General features: G+C 64.9%; 17 protein-coding genes. 5 read left to right on the forward strand and 12 right to left on the reverse strand.

Annotation, left to right across the window (positions count from 1 at the left end; all coding sequences use genetic code 11):
* Window positions 1-92: 92 nt before the first annotated feature.
* From CP557_RS15495 to lysA, 3 genes are read right to left on the reverse strand one after another with little or no spacing between them, the layout of a single operon-like run.
* The gene (locus tag CP557_RS15495) at window positions 93-1,259 is read right to left on the reverse strand and encodes a M20 family metallopeptidase (RefSeq protein WP_097380733.1); all 1,167 of its coding nucleotides are present in this window, start codon (window positions 1,257-1,259) and stop codon (window positions 93-95) included.
* Window positions 1,256-2,086, reverse strand: a complete 831-nt coding sequence (gene dapF / locus CP557_RS15500; protein WP_097380734.1) for a diaminopimelate epimerase — start codon at window positions 2,084-2,086, stop codon at window positions 1,256-1,258. Before dapF ends, CP557_RS15495 begins: the two co-directional genes overlap by 4 nt.
* Before the next feature lie 4 nt (window positions 2,087-2,090).
* Complete coding sequence (gene lysA / locus CP557_RS15505; RefSeq protein WP_097380735.1) at window positions 2,091-3,437, reverse strand: diaminopimelate decarboxylase; 1,347 nt, start codon at window positions 3,435-3,437, stop codon at window positions 2,091-2,093.
* A 417-nt stretch (window positions 3,438-3,854) separates the two neighbouring features.
* Here lysA and CP557_RS15510 point away from each other — a divergent pair, with 417 nt between their 5' ends.
* Window positions 3,855-4,385, forward strand: a complete 531-nt coding sequence (locus tag CP557_RS15510; protein ID WP_097381672.1) for a cupredoxin domain-containing protein — start codon at window positions 3,855-3,857, stop codon at window positions 4,383-4,385.
* 380 nt (window positions 4,386-4,765) lie between these two features.
* Here CP557_RS15510 and CP557_RS15515 read toward each other — a convergent pair whose 3' ends face one another.
* Genes CP557_RS15515 through dapA form a run of 3 tightly spaced genes read right to left on the reverse strand, consistent with a single transcriptional unit; the run spans window position 4,766 to window position 7,268 of the window.
* Window positions 4,766-5,602 carry a 2,3,4,5-tetrahydropyridine-2,6-dicarboxylate N-succinyltransferase gene (locus CP557_RS15515; RefSeq protein WP_097380736.1) on the reverse strand — a complete coding sequence of 279 codons (837 nt, stop codon included), beginning with the start codon at window positions 5,600-5,602 and terminating at the stop codon, window positions 4,766-4,768.
* Complete coding sequence (gene dapB / locus CP557_RS15520) at window positions 5,599-6,366, reverse strand: 4-hydroxy-tetrahydrodipicolinate reductase (protein WP_097380737.1); 768 nt, start codon at window positions 6,364-6,366, stop codon at window positions 5,599-5,601. The genes CP557_RS15515 and dapB overlap by 4 nt, the downstream gene beginning before the upstream one ends.
* Entirely contained in the window at window positions 6,363-7,268 is a 906-nt protein-coding gene (gene dapA / locus CP557_RS15525; protein ID WP_097380738.1) for a 4-hydroxy-tetrahydrodipicolinate synthase, read from the reverse strand. Before dapA ends, dapB begins: the two co-directional genes overlap by 4 nt.
* Window positions 7,269-7,645: 377 nt before the next feature.
* Here dapA and CP557_RS15530 point away from each other — a divergent pair, with 377 nt between their 5' ends.
* Complete coding sequence (locus CP557_RS15530; protein WP_097380739.1) at window positions 7,646-8,470, forward strand: M48 family metallopeptidase; 825 nt, start codon at window positions 7,646-7,648, stop codon at window positions 8,468-8,470.
* A gap of 73 nt (window positions 8,471-8,543) precedes the next feature.
* Window positions 8,544-9,041 (forward strand): LabA-like NYN domain-containing protein, encoded by a 498-nt coding sequence (locus tag CP557_RS15535; RefSeq protein WP_097380740.1) that lies wholly within the window; start codon window positions 8,544-8,546, stop codon window positions 9,039-9,041.
* Window positions 9,042-9,135: 94 nt separating this feature from the next.
* Here the strand turns inward: CP557_RS15535 and CP557_RS23575 are convergent, their stop codons facing one another.
* Entirely contained in the window at window positions 9,136-9,240 is a 105-nt protein-coding gene (locus tag CP557_RS23575; protein ID WP_449406611.1) for a DUF7568 family protein, read from the reverse strand.
* A gap of 129 nt (window positions 9,241-9,369) precedes the next feature.
* Here CP557_RS23575 and CP557_RS15540 point away from each other — a divergent pair, with 129 nt between their 5' ends.
* Window positions 9,370-10,365 carry a linear amide C-N hydrolase gene (locus CP557_RS15540; protein ID WP_097380741.1) on the forward strand — a complete coding sequence of 332 codons (996 nt, stop codon included), beginning with the start codon at window positions 9,370-9,372 and terminating at the stop codon, window positions 10,363-10,365.
* Window positions 10,366-10,609: 244 nt separating this feature from the next.
* Here the strand turns inward: CP557_RS15540 and CP557_RS15545 are convergent, their stop codons facing one another.
* The 3 genes from CP557_RS15545 to CP557_RS15555 all read right to left on the reverse strand — a co-directional run bounded on the left by CP557_RS15545 (window position 10,610) and on the right by CP557_RS15555 (window position 11,947).
* Window positions 10,610-10,792: a hypothetical protein gene (locus tag CP557_RS15545; protein WP_097380742.1), complete on the reverse strand. Its 183-nt coding sequence runs from the start codon at window positions 10,790-10,792 to the stop codon at window positions 10,610-10,612.
* A 216-nt stretch (window positions 10,793-11,008) separates the two neighbouring features.
* Window positions 11,009-11,428, reverse strand: coding sequence for an Hsp20/alpha crystallin family protein (locus tag CP557_RS15550; protein WP_097380743.1), 420 nt, complete (start codon window positions 11,426-11,428; stop codon window positions 11,009-11,011).
* Between the two features lie 63 nt (window positions 11,429-11,491).
* A complete protein-coding gene (locus CP557_RS15555; protein ID WP_097380744.1) occupies window positions 11,492-11,947 on the reverse strand; it encodes a peroxiredoxin in 456 nt (151 codons plus the stop codon).
* Between the two features lie 395 nt (window positions 11,948-12,342).
* On the opposite strand from CP557_RS15555, the gene CP557_RS22655 reads away from it, so the two are divergent.
* Complete coding sequence (locus tag CP557_RS22655; RefSeq protein WP_169924395.1) at window positions 12,343-12,501, forward strand: hypothetical protein; 159 nt, start codon at window positions 12,343-12,345, stop codon at window positions 12,499-12,501.
* 101 nt (window positions 12,502-12,602) lie between these two features.
* Here CP557_RS22655 and pheA read toward each other — a convergent pair whose 3' ends face one another.
* Complete coding sequence (pheA, locus tag CP557_RS15560; protein WP_097380745.1) at window positions 12,603-13,415, reverse strand: prephenate dehydratase; 813 nt, start codon at window positions 13,413-13,415, stop codon at window positions 12,603-12,605.
* A gap of 70 nt (window positions 13,416-13,485) precedes the next feature.
* Window positions 13,486-14,790: an MFS transporter gene (locus CP557_RS15565; protein WP_097381673.1), complete on the reverse strand. Its 1,305-nt coding sequence runs from the start codon at window positions 14,788-14,790 to the stop codon at window positions 13,486-13,488.
* Between the last annotated feature and the right edge of the window lie 447 nt (window positions 14,791-15,237).

The raw sequence follows: 15,237 nt of genomic DNA on the forward strand, positions 1-15,237 counted from the left end.
CGACGAAACCGGTCGCAAAATCACGTTTCGGGGACCCATATCGGTCGCTATCGTAACCGTCCCAGATCCGCCGGAACGGAAGTCGGTCCGTCTCACTCGAACAGGTCCGCGAGCGCCGCCTCGAGCGCTCGCGCCGCCTCGCGAACCGCTTCGACCTGTACGTACTCCCGCGGTGCGTGTGCGACGGCCCCGTCCTCGTCCGCGAGGACGCCGGGACCGAAGACGACCGTCGGGGCGTCGGCTGCGAAGTAGGAGGCTTCCGTCGCCGCCGTGAACGGACGCACCTCGCCGCCGGACGCGTCCGCGAGGGCGTCGACGACCGGTGCGTCGGGATCGGTATCCCACGCCTCGAGGAACGGCGTCGGCCGGTCGGTAAACCGGAACTCGAGGCCGACGTCCGCGGGGACGGCGGCTCGCAGGTGCGCGGTCAGCGCCTCGTGGAACTCGTCGGCCGTCTCCGGCGGCACGCTCCGGCGGTCGACGGTCAGCGCGGCGTCGGCTGGCACCTGATTCGTCGCGTCACCGCCCTCGACGACGGTCGGAGTGAGCGTCGCTGCGCCGAGTTGCGGGTGGGCCTGCGGTGCGTCCGCGCGCTCGCCGAAGGTCCGAACCGCCTCGAGCACCCCCTCGAGGGCGGCGACGGCGTTCGTCCCGGTCTCGGGTTCGGCGGCGTGGGCGTTCGCTCCCGACAGGTGGATCGTTCCCTGGAATCGGCCCTTCGCAGCCGTACAGACGTCGAGATCAGTGGGTTCGCCGACGATTACCGCGTCCGCGCCTCGAGTGGGCGGGTCGTCGCTCGAGGCCAGCGCGTAGGCACCCGTCGAGAGCACTTCCTCGTCGGGCGTGATCGCGAGCGTGACGCGGCCGTCCGTCGGCTCGACCGCGAAAAACGCCGAGAGCAGGGCCGCGAGCGGTCCCTTCGCGTCACAGGAGCCGCGACCGCGAACGACCGCGCCCCCCTCTGCTTCTGGCGCGTCTTCGTCGCGCTCGTAAGGGACGTGCGGCGAGACCGTGTCGATGTGCGTATTCAAAACGACGTGCGTCTCGGCCTCGTCCCTCGGGACGCCGCGGCTCGCCAGCACGTTTCCGGCGTCGTCGACCTGTGGGTCGATGCCGCGGGCCTCGAGCGTCTCACAGAGGACCTCCCGCATCGGCCCGACGTCCTCGTGGGAGGGGTGCTGGACGGCGGTCTCGAGGAACGCGATCGGATCGAAGGCGTCCTCGGTCCCGACTCCATCGGGGGACTCCGCGTCCGTCACGGCTCGAGTGGAGATTCAACGGCCACTTCGCCGTCGAACTCGTGTTCGACGGGGCCGGCGAGCGTCGGCCGCCCGCGGTCGTTGAAGCTTACCCGGAGGTCACCGCCCGGCGGGCTGACGGCGACCGGATCGGCGTCGGTGAGGCCGAGGCGACGCGCCACGACGGCGATGGCGACCGCGCCGGTGCCACAGGAGTCGGTCTCGCCCTCGACGCCGCGTTCGTAGGTTCGCTGCCGGAAGCCACCGTTTCCGTCGGGACTCGCCACGCAGACGTTCGTTCCCTTCGGGAAGGCGTCCGCGTAGCGGACTGGCGGCGCGATTTCCTCGAGGTCGACGTCGTCGACGTCGTCGACGAAACTCACCGCGTGGGGGACGCCGGTGTTGACGACCGAGACCTCGAGGCCCTCGATTTCCTCGCGGAGGACCGGCTCGTCGGCCAGAACCGGAACCGCTTCGGGATCGAACGTGAGGGCGGTCATCTCGACGACGACGTCCTCGCCGTCGCGTTCGGCGCGTAAGGTGCCCGCCTGCGTGTCGATCATCACGCTGTCGGTGCCGGTTCGCTCCATCGCCCACTCAGCGGCACAGCGAGCGCCGTTACCGCACATGGGTGCCGTCGCGCCGTCGGGCTGGAGCAGCGTCATCACGACGCGTGGCGGGTCGAACTGCTCCTCGAGGGCGAGAAAGAGGATCCCGTCGGCACCGACGCCGTCGTCCCGGTCGCACTCGCGTTCGGCGAGTGCCCCCCGGTCGGGGACGTGCTCGTCCGCATGGATTATTAGAAAGTCGTTGCCGGTGCCGTGGTACTTCTGGAATGGGACAGTCATCGTGCTATCGTACTGGGTCGTTGTCGGAATCGGTCGCTCGGGGGTCGTCGGTCTTTCGGTCCGCAACGGAGGTCCGTCGTGCCTCGCGTTCCGGTCGCATCACGTCCGCGACCGTCTCGCGGCGGCGAGCGAGTCGAACGTCGCCGTCCCCGCGGACGACGGACGCGGGTCGGGGTCGGGAGTTGTACTGGTTCGCCATCTCGTAGCCGTAGGCCCCCGCGTTGCCGATCGCGAGGCTATCCCCACGTTCGCTTACTGGTAGTTCACGGTCAGCACAGAAAACGTCGCCGCTCTCGCAGATCGGACCGGCCACCGTCTGCGGGACGGTCTCGCGCTCACCCGCACCGCTCGAGGCGGCCGCGTCGGCCGTCAGGTTTCGGATCGGATGATACGCGTCGTACATCGCCGGCCGAATCAGCGTCGTCATCCCCGCGTCGACGCCGACGACGGTCGTCTCGCGGGCGTCCTTGACGGTGTTCACCTCGGTGAGGAGCACGCCCGCGTCCGCGACGACGTAGCGGCCGGGTTCGATCGTCAGTCGGGCGTCGACCGCGCCGAGGGCGTCCCGGGTGGCGTCCGCGACCGACTCGAGGGCCAGTGGCTCCTCGTCCTCGTGGTAGGGCACGCCGAAGCCGCCGCCGACGTCGACGAACTCGAGGCCGCCGACTACCCCTGCAACGTCTCTTGCAAGGTCGCCCATCCGCGCGACGAACTCCCGGTGAGCGTCGAGTTGGTCGCTCGAGACGCCCGAGCCGACGTGGGCGTGGATTCCCACTACGTCGAAGCCCCGATCGGCTGCGTCCGCGAGCACGTCGACGGCGCGCTCGGCCGGGACGCCGAACTTGGCGGCCGCGCCCGTCCGCACTTTCTCGTGGTGGCCGGCACCGATCCCCGGATTCACGCGGAGACAGAGCCGACCGTCGTAGCCGCGGTCGGCGAGGCGATCGATCGTGTCCACAGAGCCCGCAGTGACCGTCAGCGCCGGGTGGTCCTCCCAGGCGTCGACGATCCAGTCGAGATCTCCCGCCGGCGGATTCACGGCGGTGTAGTGGATCTCCGAACCCGACGCACCCGCCTCGAGTGCCCGCTTTACTTCCCCGGCGGAGGCACACTCGAGGCCAGCACCCGCTTCGTGCAGCGTCGACAGGACATCGCCCAGCGCGTTCGCCTTCACGGCGTAGAGAACGTCGGCGTCCGGGAACGCGGCCGCGAGTCGCCGGTAGTTCTGGCGGACGCGCTCGAGATCGAGGACGTACAGCGGCGAGCCGTACTCCTCGGCGAGGGTCCGTAGTTCGGCCGCGTCCCACTCGGAGAGGCGGCGGATGGACGGTGAATCCGCAACGTCGGTCATTATCGTGTCCAACTCACCGTGAGGATTCAAGGGTTTGGGTTCGTGACCGCCCTTCCGACGACATATAGACGTCTTCCGACGATGCTGGTGACACCCACGTCCACGGTGAACCGGTCGGAGAGTACAGTGGCAATTGAACTGAGTTTCACACCGATCGCATAGCCGTTGTACGATCGAGTGTGCAGTGACTTTCAGCAGCGATCGGTCTGTAACTGTCCTGTCGAGAGATCTATCACAACGAGGTGAGTCCACGATCCTCGCCTTCGACGCCCCTGTCCGCGATCGAGAATATGATACGTCCGGATATGAGACGATCCGATCGGATTCGGCTTCCATGCATTATACGGGTGTCGGACTATCTATGTGAGATCCATAGTTAGCCCGATGACACAGGACGAGCGCGTCTCCCGACGGCGAATACTCGAGCTAACAGGTGTCGCGACATCGACAGCGTTCGTCGCCGGCTGCGGTGGCGGCGGTAATGGCGGCAACGGCGGGAACGGTGGGAACGGTGGGAACGGCGGCACTGGCGGTGGCGGCGTGGAGATCGATCCGGGCACGCAGATCGAGTTCGACGGGCAGACGGCCGGCTGGCTCGGCATCGCACCCGACTCGATCGCGGACGCGGAGAACCCGACGCTCATCCTTCAAGAGGGTGAAACCTACGAGATTGGCTGGACGACCGGCGATGGTTCCCAGCACAACATCGAAATCCGTGACGAAAACGACGAGGTCATCGACGATCTTCAGACGGAGGTCGTCACCGAACCCGAAGACCAGTGGCTCGAGTTCGAGGCCAGCAGCGAGATGGTCACGTACATCTGCGAAATCCACCCGACGACGATGATCGGGGATATTCAAGTCGGAGGTGACGGCGGTGCTGGCGACACGACTGGAAACGAGACCGGCAACCAAACCGGAAACGAAACCGGAAACGAAACCGGCTAACAACTGCTATATCGACAGATCGCGGCAGTTGTCGGGGTGAAGCTGTAGCGGAAGAACCCGCTTCCACTCGTCTCTGTCAGATTGGCATTCGGGACTCTTGGCGGCAGAGTTGCTACCGAGGCGCTGGTGGGCGCTTCGCTACTGGCTAGTCGTCACTGTCGAGAGAACCGGGGCAGGCTGTGATGACACGAGACGATGGTGATAGCGGTTTCCCATTGTGCCCCGGCAGAGGGCGTACGTCGTTACCAGTTATGGCTCTGGTACTTACAAGGACATGGTCGGTTCCCCAGCACCAGTTGCAATCCGGTGGTGTTCTCCATCCCCAGTAAAATCAGCATCCGGGCCCGCGATCGCTACAAGCCGCTTTCGGCTGGAAACGTCTACTCGCGCAGTGCGTCCTCGCGCTCGGTCGCCTCGAGCGTCTCGGTCTCCAGATCCGTCGCGACGACGGCGGGCTTGTACGCGCCACCCTCGAAGAGGTCGTGGTCGCTGATCGAGGACTCGACGAAGCGGGTGAAGGCACGCCGGTCGGCGGGCAGTTCGCCGTAGAGGACCTCCTCCTCGACGAGGTCGTAGACGGGGATGCGCGGCGTCAGCAGCGTGTTCTCGCCGACGACGCTGTTCTCGCCGACGACGAAGCCGCTGGTGACCCGACAGCCCGCGCCAAGCGACACGTTGTCCTCGACGATGACCGGCGCGTCCTCGACGGGCTCGAGGACGCCGCCGATGAGGGTGTTCGCGCCGAGTTTGACGTTGTCGCCGATCTGGGCACAGGAGCCGACCGTATCACAGGAGTCGACGAGCGTGCCGTCGCCGACGCGAGCGCCGATGTTGACGAAGGCGGGGCTCATCAGGATGCAATCGGAGCCGATGTTCGCGCCGCGGCGGACGACCGTGCCGTCGGGCGTGTTGCGGCTCCCACGATCGCCGTACTCACTCGAGTCCGCCAGCGGCAGGACGTCGTTGTACGTGACGCCGCCGTACTCGCGGGGCTCGGTCGCACGGAGGCCGAAGTTGAGCAGGATGCCCTGCTTGACCCACTCGTTTGCCTCCCACTCGTCGCCCCGTTTCTCGGCGGCGCGGACCTCGCCGGACTCGAGGGCGTCGAGGAAGGCCTCGAGGGTCGCGTACGCGTCCTCACCCGCGGTGTCGGCGCTGATCTCGTCGTTTCGCTTGCGCTCCCACAGGTCGTCGATTTCGCTTTCGAGTGCGCTCATTCGCTGATCACGTCCGCGAAGTCGTACCAGCCTGCCTTCTGTCCGGCGATCCAGACCGCCGCATCGACCGCGCCAGCGGCGAACACGCCGCGATCCTCGGCACGGTGCGTGAGACGAACTTCCTCGTGGTTGCCCGCGAGGACGATCTCGTGTTCACCGGTAACGTCGCCCGCCCGCAGCGCGTGGACGCCGATCTCGCCCGACTCGCGGGGAGCCTCGCCTTCGCGGCCGTGCGTGCGCTCGGTGAACTCCCCGTTCGCCTCGATCTCCTCGAGGAGCCGGTTTGCCGTGCCACTCGGGGCGTCGCGTTTGGCGTTGTGGTGGGTCTCGACGAGTTCCACGTCGTACCCCTGCAGATTCCGAACCGCCTCGCCGACGACATTGACCAGCGCCTGCACGCCGCGGGCGAAGTTGGGCGCGTGGAGGGCAGCGATATCCTCGCTGGCGTCCTCGAGCGCTTCGAATTCCTCGTCGTCGAAGCCGGTGGTGCCGGTGACGAACGCGACGCCGGCGTCGGCACAGGCCCGCGCGTAGTCGGCGGCCGACTCCGGTCCGGTGAAGTCGATCACGACGGTCGGCTCCCGATCGACGAGCAGCGAGGCGAACTCGGCTGCGGACTCGATTTCGACACCGGCAATCGTCTCGCCGTCCGGCTCGCGGTTGACCGCGAAGACGACTTCGCAGTCCGCCCGTCCCGTCGCGGCCGCGATCACTTCTCGGCCCATCCGACCCGTTGCGCCGGTGACGCCGATCCGCGTCGTCATCGATCACCCTCCGCCGCGTCGCGCTCGAGGTCGGCGAGGACTGCCTCGAGATCCTCGCGGTACTCCTCGGCGAGTCGGGAAAGCGGCGAGCGCATCCGAGCGGGGCCGTAGCCGCGGATCCGCATGGCCTCTTTGACCGGGATCGGGTTGGTTTCGACGAAGAGTTCGCGAACCAGCGGTCCGAGTTCGTGATGGATCTCGCGGGCGCGTGCGTAGTCGCCGTCGAGTGCCGCACCGACCATCGCGCAGGTTCGCTCGGGCTCGATATTCGCGACGACGCTGATCGTGCCGGTACCACCGACCGAGATGGTCGGCAGCGTGAGCGGGTCGTCGCCCGAGAGGACGGCGAACTCCTCGTCGGTCGTTCGCTCGATGATCTCGCCGATCTGGCCCAGGTCACCGCTGGCGGCCTTGTAGCCCGCGATGTTCTCGTGGCTCGCGAGTTCGACGGCCGTGTCGGGCTCGATGTTTCGACCCGTTCGCGAAGGCACGTTGTAGACGATCTGTGGCAGGTCGATGGCGTCCGCGATCGTCCGGTAGTGGTCGATCAGTCCGCGCTGCTCGGGCTTGTTGTAGTACGGCGAGATGAGCAACAGGCCGTCCGCGCCCGCGTCGGCGGCGCGTTCGGAGAGCTCGAGCGCCTCGCGGGTGTTGTTCGAACCACTGCCGGCGATGACCGGGACGTCGTCGACGGCCTCGATGACCGCCTCGACGACCTGGACGTGTTCGTCGTGGGTCAGGGTCGCCGATTCGCCGGTCGAGCCGACGGGGACGAGCCCGTCGACGCCAGCCGCCTCGAGGCGCTGGGCGTCCGCCTGCAGTGTTTCGAAGTCGATCCGTTCGTCCTCGTCGAAGGGCGTACACATCGCCGGAAAGACGCCCGAAAGGTCGATATCAGTCATGTGTTTGGTATGCGTTGGGTCGTGTGTTGGTCCCCAATCGGTAGGGTGTATCGGTTCCGATCGGTGGCCGATCGGTGGTCAGCCACGTGGTGACAGTCGTGTGCGGTCGAACCGTACCCGGGACGGGATGCCACGCCCGCCGCGAGCACACTCACACACGTTTGCGTTTGATAAAACGAGGGCAGACGCCGCTCACGACCGAGCCGACGGGCGGGTGAGCGACGTGGCGCATACCCGAGACAGGGAACCGAACTGACTTATCCGTTATGTCTTGAGCCGGCCGGTGTGTCTTCGACGCGTGACTCAACCCCTTTGGCTGCCACCATTTGACATACAATGTCGCGTCATTTATCCCGGCTCGTTACGTACAAGTATCTATGACAGATTTCGGACTGAAAATACGGATGGTCGTCGTCGGAACCATTCTGTTTGCCTTTTACGTCGGGGCAGCGACGGTTCTCGGCCTGATGTTTGGCGTAAACACGCTCCTGATTCTTCCCGCCGGCATCGTGATCCTCCCTGCGATCCAGTACAAACTCGGGAAGTGGATGGCGCTTCGCGGTGCCGAGGAGATGCCAGCGGAGGGCCAGTATCGAGACATCCACCAGATGACCGAATCGCTCTCTCGTGACATGGGCGTCGACAAGCCGACGCTGATGGTCATGGACATGGGCGTCCCCAACGCCTTCGCCGTCGGCCGAAAGGGTGCCGGCGTCGTCTGTGTCTCGACCGAACTCATGCAGTTGCTCGAGCGCGACGAACTCGAGGGCGTCATCGCCCACGAGATCGCCCACATCAAGAACCGCGACGTGATCACGATGGTCATCGGCCAATCCATCGGGATGATGGTCGGCTACGTGGCCTACTTCGCGGTCCTGATGGGTGGCGAGCGGAACATCGGCACCTGGATCCTCGCGATGGTCGCCTCCTCGCTGGCGAACATGCTCGTGATGGTCTTCGTCCTCGCGATCTCGCGGTACCGCGAGTACGTCGCCGACGACGACGCCCGCCAGTACATCGGCAGCGGCGATCCCCTCGCCCGCGCACTCGAGAAGATCTCCAGCGGGGCCCAGGGCCGCGAGTCGACGGTCAACGACAACATGAACGCGCTGTGTATCTTCAACGCCGACAAGAGCCTCATGGCACAGCTGTTCGCGACGCATCCGCCGACCGAAAAGCGAATCGAGAAGCTCCGAAGCTAACACCGCCCGAGGCGGTGACCGACGACGATCCGAACGCCGCGATTTTTTACGGTCGCCCGCGACACGTTAGTACGTGACCGAAATTCACCCGGGTCAGCGCGTCGCCGTTCTCGTCGACGCACAGAACCTCTATCACACCGCACAGAGCATTTACAGCCGGAATATCGACTACTCCGCGTTGCTCGAGAAGGCCGTTCAGGACCGCCAGCTGACGCGCGCGATCGCCTACGTCATCCGCGCGGAGTCACCCGAAGAGGAGAGCTTCTTCGAGGCGCTGGTCGACATCGGCTTCGAGCCGAAGATCAAGGATATCAAGACGTTCGCCGACGGGACGAAGAAGGCGGACTGGGACGTCGGCATGAGCCTCGACGCGGTGACCCTCGCGAACCACGTCGATACGATCGTCCTCTGTACGGGCGATGGCGACTTCTCGCGGCTCTGCTCGCACCTGCGCCACGAGGGCGTCCGCGTCGAGGTGATGGCCTTCAAATCGTCGACGGCCGAGGAGCTCATCGCTGCATCCGATTCGTTCTTGGATCTCGGCGACCGACACGAAACGTTCCTCCTCTAACGCGAGCCGGGACTCGGTATCGAATGTTCCGGGAAATCGCGCTGATCGATCCCGAAGTACGTCTCGAAAACTGGACGCCGCCGTTGTCCGGAAGTCACGCGACTACATTGTTGCCGTCGACGAGTATCGCTGCCCGTCGCTCGTACACGGCGGAGTCCGGGGTACGATGCAGGACTGCTCGCGTCCCTGTCTCGGACAGGGGGGATCCCGGCCCAGTCGAGACATATCAATTCGGACCGGACGCAACTTATGATCCTGCTCGAGGTACGACGGACCCATGGTCGGGCAGAGAACGCACAACGAACGGGAGACGGGAAACGGACGATAGATGTGCACGCGCTTGGTGTATCTCGGCCCCGAGGAGATCGTCCTCACGGGCCGGTCGATGGACTGGCACAGCGAGATCGGGACCAATATCTGGGTCTTCCCACGCGGACTGGAGCGAACGGGCGAAGTCGGTCCGGCCTCGATGGAGTGGACCGCCGAATACGGCAGTGTCATCGCCTCCGCGTACGATATCGCGACGACCGATGGGATGAACGAGGCGGGACTGGTCGCGAACGTCCTGTGGCTCACCGAATCCGACTACCCCGAGTGGGACGGCGACACACCCGGGGTATCGATCTCTCTGTGGGCGCAGTACGTCCTCGACAACTTCGCGACGGTGGCGGAGGCGGTCGAGAACCACCGGAACGAGGAGTTCGTCGTCGTGTCCGACGAAATTCCGGACGAGGGCCGGTTCGCAACCCTGCATCTGTCCATATCGGACGCAACGGGTGACAGCGCCGTCTTCGAGTACGTCGACGGCGAGTTAACGATCTATCACGATCGGGAGTATCAGGTGCTGACGAACTCCCCGCCGTTCGACCAGCAACTCGCACTCGACGCGTACTGGTCGGAGATCGGTGGTACGGTCATGTTGCCGGGAACGAATCGCCCGGCCGACCGGTTCGCCCGTGCGAGTTTCTACGTGGACGCGATTCCACAGACCCAGGACCGTCGAACCGCAACGGCGAGCGTCTTCGGCGCGATCCGCAACGTCTCCGTGCCCTACGGGATCAAGACGCCGGACGAACCGCATATCTCCTCGACGCGCTGGCGCACGGTCGCCGATCATCGGGACCGACGCTACTACTTCGAGTCGGCGCTCTCACCGAACGTCTTCTGGCTGGACCTCGACGGAATCGACTTCCATACCGATGCCGGCGTGCGATCGCTGTCGCTCGGTGAGAACCAGACGAACGTCTTCGCTGGCGACGTCGCCAACGAACTCGTCGAGACCGAACCGTTCGAGTTCCTCGGCGTCCCCGCTCCCTCGAGTTGATTCTATCGGAGCTACTGCAAGCCACTGCACACCTGATCGCGCGACAGCTGTCTGATCACTGTGTTCGTTGCAGTGCCTCCGATAGCAGTCACGGCGGCTTCTACCGATCTCGCAGTCGGGACATTGTCGGCGTCCTCACCGGAACTCGCTCCCGTTGACTGAGCAACGCTCCGTAGCAAAGGAAGGAGCGCAGGCATCCTGCCCTCGTTCGCTAACGGACACCCCGACCCACTACGACAGGAACTCAAAAGTCGGTCGGCTGGCGGCGCTGCCAGAGCCCGATCACCAGCGCGTACCCCGTGATGAGCAGCGTCCCACCGGTCAGAAGATAGACGAACGGCCCCGAGACGGACATGGCCGGGCCGGCGAGGGTCAGGGCGCCGAGAGCGAGCAGGGCGGCCCCGAGACCGATTTGCGTGACATCCATGCGGTGTCGGTACTACCGAATCGATTCCTATAACGTTCACCATCTCCGTCCGTTCAACCGAACGAGAGGTATCCGCTTCGCCGGCGGTCCCGTGCTGACGCCGACTCAGCCGGGACGGAACGTCCGTTCGGCTCGGCGCTCAGGCCGAGAGCGGGTGGACGTGCCTCGAGGGGATCGACGGAACGCCGCTCGAGCGACGGCCCATCGCCGGGCGAGCTACTCGATGTCGATCCGTTGCGAGTCCTCGCCGCTCGAGACTTTCGGCAGTCGTACCGTCAGGACGCCGTTCTCGAAGCCGGCGGCCACCGCCTCCTCGTCGACCGGTTCGGGCAGACGAATCCGCCGACTCGCCGACGTTTCCGTTCGTTCACGGCGGATGTATCGGCCCTCGACGTACTCGGCATCCCCGGACCGGGTGGCCTCGAGGCGCAGCGTGCCGTTCGAAAGCGTCAGGTCGATGTCGTCGGTCTCGTAGCCGGGCAGATCGGCCATGACGACGTACTCCTCGTCCCTGTCGGCGACGTCGACCGGCACGGAGCCGGGTACTTGCAGCCCGCCGGCGGTCATTCCCTCCTCGACCTGGCGACTGACGCGGTCGAGCATCTCCTCGATATTGTCGAACGGATTCCGTCGCATACCCGACTATAGGTTCCCGAGGGGGATAAATTCTGCCCGTCGAACGACGACAGAAGCCGAGCGTCAGTCGGGAAGCGTCACGACGCCGTCCTCGAGCGCGTCGAGCAAGAGTTCGCGCGCGTGACCGTCGGGATCGACGCCCTCGTAGACGGCCTCGACCTCGCCGTCGACAAGCAAAAAGGTCGTCCGCGCCGTCTTGCCGTCCCGCAGTTCGACGCCGAAGGCCTCGGCGATCTCCGCGGTGGGGTCTGCGAGCAGATCGAACTCGAGGCCAGCCGAGTCACAAAAGGACCGGTGGGAGTCGACGTCGTCGGTCGAGACGCCGTAGACGTCGACGCCGGCCTCTCGATACGTCTCGTACTCGCGCTGGAACTGATTCGCCTCGATCGTACAGCCCGGAGTATCGTCTTTCGGATAGAAGTAGAGGACCGTCGGTTCCTCGAAGGCAGGCGTTACGTCCTCGCCGTCCTGATTCCGTGCAGTCACAGCCGGTGCGTCGTCGCCTGGGGCGAGTGGCATACTCGTTGCTACTGGGAGCGCGGAAAAACGGTTTGTGGTCCGCTGTGGGCGGTCGCCCCCGTCGCCTCGCGGTGTGGGACGGGTCCGTAAGTATCCCTCCGTGAGTTACAGTTCGTGAAGAGTCTCCGGACGTATTAGAGGAAGGGTGTGGTAGCCGTGCCTGCAGTGTGCCCGTGTCCGGGTTGGGGTAGTGGGTATCCTTCAGCCTGTGCAGGCTGAGACGCGTAGTTCGATTCTCGCACCCGGACTGTTCCGCCGCCGGAGTCGTCACTCGCGGAATCCCTCGAGTGGACAGTTACAGGGCCGACGCCGTGACAACGTTTCGATCCAGTACTGGTTACGGTCATTTCTGCCAACATCGGTCGTATTATGCCGGTGTTTACCTATGATCGCGTATGGAAGATATCGTGCTTCACACTGGTACAGAACATCCCGATCTCCTGTGGATTCTCGTTCCGGCGTTCCTCTCGTTCGTGGCGGGGCTGGGCGTCGTCGCCTACGCCGACCGGCTCCGCGAGTGGGTCCATCCCGAGAGCAGCCCGACGACCGAGTAAGCCGGCCGGATTCACGCTCCGAACGACGTTCGGGCGCGACACTACCGGTTTCGATTCGCGGCTCGTCCGTCCGAAGAACGGACTCCGCTCGTCCCCTGCCGCTATTCGACGACGTGCTCGGTATCGTACGAGCCCAGTCGCCGGACCCACCCCTTCTCGGCGAGGTCCTCGAGTTCCGCGATCGCCTCGTTCGTTCGCGACTCGTAGAGCCCGGCCTCGAAGTCGATGTGGAAGACGTAATCCCCCAGTCGCTGGCCGCTCGGGCGCGACTCGACGCGGGTCAGGTTGATATCCCGATCCGCGAATGGCTCGAGCAACTCGAGCAACAGGCCGGGGTAGTTCGCGTTCGGATAAACCACGAGCGAGGTCTTGCCGCCGCCTTTCGACCGCTCCTCGGCGGGTGCGATGGCGAAGAATCGCGTCGCGTTCGAGTCCTGATCCTGGATGTCCTCGGCCAGCACCTCGAGATCACCGCCCGCGTTCGCGGGGTGTCCGATCCCCGCGACGGCAGCATCGTCGCGAGCGAACTCGACCCCCTGTGCCGTGCTCGCGACGGCCTCGAGAGTGGCGTCGGGGTACTCCCGGTCGAGGTAGGAACGACACTGGGCCAGCGCCTGGGAGTGGCTGGCGATCGTCTCGAACGTCGGCCCCTGCGCCAGCAGGGCGTGTCTGATCGGGGTGACGATTTCCCGGACGACGGCGACGTCGTAGTCGGCGATCGCGTCGAGGCTCTCGGTGACGCTTCCCTCGATGCTGTTCTCGATTGGGATGACGCCACGGTCGTACTCGCCGCCGGCGACGGCGTCGACGATCGCCGTCACCGACTGCCGGAAGTCGATCTCCTCGTCGTCGGCGATCGCGCCCGCCGCTCTGTGGGAGTAGGTTCCTTCGGGTCCGAGGGTAACTGCAGCCATCACCCTCCGATAGCAGGGTACGAGTCAAAAGACCGTCGGGTCTCGGACCGCTCGAGTCGATGGGGAACGATCAGTCGTCGGTCGGTGCGCCGGCCCCTCGCCCGCTCGAGACGAGGAAGCCGTCATCGGTCGCGCGAGCGGCGATGTGGGGCTGGAACACCCACGCACACAGCAAGACGATCGGGACCATCGTCGCCGCGACGACGGAGTAGCCGGTGTGGAGGGTCGGCATCACCGGGGCGGCGTAGACCAGCGGATAGACGATTCCGCCGACCGTTCCGACCCCGCCGACGACGCCGGCGACGCTTCCCGAACTGTCGGGGAACATGGCCGGCACCTGTGCGAAGATGGCTCCCTCGGCGAACGCACAACTCATCCCGACGACGAAGCCAGCCCCGACGGCCAACAGGACCTCGCCGGTCAATCCGGCCAGACTCATCCCGATCATCGCGAGCACGATGAAACACAGCGTGAGGAAGGTCCACTGCTCACGGTACCGGTCCGTAAAGACGGGCAAGATGTTCTTCTCTTTGCGGGCCAGCAGGTCGCTGACGTAGCCGCCGATCGGTCGCAAGAGACCGGCCGCGACGGAGAACGTCGCCGCGAACGTACTCGCGAGGACGAGGTTGTCGGTGTTGAACCCCTCGCGGTAGTAGGTCGCGAGCCAGCCGTTCATCGAGAGCTCGAGGCCGAAGCTCATCACGTACGCCAGTGCGAGCACGACCGTCCCGTAGCGCGTGGCAGTGTGGAGCCACTGTTTGAGCGTCGCGCTCTCGGCAGTCGCCTGTCGGCGCTCCTCGGATTCGGCGGCTTCACCGATCGTGTAGTAGACGATCGCCAGCAGAATCGAGACGATTCCGGTGTAGAAGAAGGCTGCTCGCCAGCTCGTGTCGAAGATCGGGCCGCTCCAGCCCTCGGTAAACACGCGCGGGAGAACGAGCGCACCCCCGGCAGCACCGGCGTTGCCGACGCCGGCGTAGATCCCCTCGGCCGTTCCCAGTTGTTCCTCGTCGAACCACTCCGAGACGTGTTGAATACCGATGACGAAGGTGATGCCCGCCGTCGCGACGATCAGTCGCGTGACGAAGAAGACGGAATACGACTGGGCGAAAGCGCTCGCGATGGAAAACACGCCCACGTAGGTCAAGACGATGGCGAACACCGTCGGCGCACCCCAGCGATCGGAGAGCCACCCGGTCAGGATCCGACCGAACGGCGCGAGCCAAATCGCCGCGCTCGCCAGGATCCCGATCTCCGCCAGCGAGAGACCGAACTCATCGGACATCGGCCCCGTGAAGGGTGCAAAGGAAAACCAGATCAGGAACGAGAAGTTGAACCCGATCGTCGCCAGCACCAGCGTCCGCCACTTGGTCATCTTGATCACGGCTGGTCACCACCGGTCGGCCGTAAAATGGAGAAACACGTTTCTAAACCTATTGGCGCAAAAACCGACCCGAATGTTTGAGTAATTTGGGATATAGGCCCAATTACAGCCCGTGATTCGACTTTTGCTTCGACGTTCTCCCACATACTTCACTCGAGTGATCCGCCGACTACCGTATAAACCTACTTATTAACACCCTCCCAACCAGTAGGAAGGATTTTCACAAATACACCCAGTATTATGCCCATTACCTTCCGTACAAATATCCCAATACCGCGCATAAAATGAAGAGATCGAATCGAAATCCGGCATATGGAAATATTCGGTCGGTTCTATCCAGCACAACCCGATCACGACACCGAGTTCGGCCACAGTGTTTCCGACCGAACGGACTCATCCGGACCGCTGTCAGTCAGCGCTGGCGACCCCAGGGACGGG

It is taken from the genome of Natrinema ejinorense, from assembly GCF_002494345.1.
GTDB classification, from domain to species: Archaea; Halobacteriota; Halobacteria; order Halobacteriales; family Natrialbaceae; genus Natrinema; species Natrinema longum.

Excerpts from the sequence above, each read along its gene's own strand:
- lysA (WP_097380735.1), bottom strand. The coding sequence starts at position 3,437 with ATGACCGACGTTGCGGATTCACCGTCCATCCGCCGCCTCTCCGAGTGG.
- CP557_RS15530 (WP_097380739.1), top strand. The coding sequence starts at position 7,646 with ATGACAGATTTCGGACTGAAAATACGGATGGTCGTCGTCGGAACCATT.
- CP557_RS15550 (WP_097380743.1), bottom strand. The coding sequence starts at position 11,428 with ATGCGACGGAATCCGTTCGACAATATCGAGGAGATGCTCGACCGCGTC.
- dapA (WP_097380738.1), bottom strand. The coding sequence starts at position 7,268 with ATGACTGATATCGACCTTTCGGGCGTCTTTCCGGCGATGTGTACGCCC.
- CP557_RS15540 (WP_097380741.1), top strand. The coding sequence starts at position 9,370 with ATGTGCACGCGCTTGGTGTATCTCGGCCCCGAGGAGATCGTCCTCACG.
- CP557_RS15545 (WP_097380742.1), bottom strand. The coding sequence starts at position 10,792 with ATGGATGTCACGCAAATCGGTCTCGGGGCCGCCCTGCTCGCTCTCGGC.
- CP557_RS15515 (WP_097380736.1), bottom strand. The coding sequence starts at position 5,602 with ATGAGCGCACTCGAAAGCGAAATCGACGACCTGTGGGAGCGCAAGCGA.
- pheA (WP_097380745.1), bottom strand. The coding sequence starts at position 13,415 with ATGGCTGCAGTTACCCTCGGACCCGAAGGAACCTACTCCCACAGAGCG.
- dapB (WP_097380737.1), bottom strand. The coding sequence starts at position 6,366 with ATGACGACGCGGATCGGCGTCACCGGCGCAACGGGTCGGATGGGCCGA.
- CP557_RS22655 (WP_169924395.1), top strand. The coding sequence starts at position 12,343 with ATGGAAGATATCGTGCTTCACACTGGTACAGAACATCCCGATCTCCTG.
- CP557_RS15565 (WP_097381673.1), bottom strand. The coding sequence starts at position 14,790 with ATGACCAAGTGGCGGACGCTGGTGCTGGCGACGATCGGGTTCAACTTC.
- CP557_RS15555 (WP_097380744.1), bottom strand. The coding sequence starts at position 11,947 with ATGCCACTCGCCCCAGGCGACGACGCACCGGCTGTGACTGCACGGAAT.
- dapF (WP_097380734.1), bottom strand. The coding sequence starts at position 2,086 with ATGACTGTCCCATTCCAGAAGTACCACGGCACCGGCAACGACTTTCTA.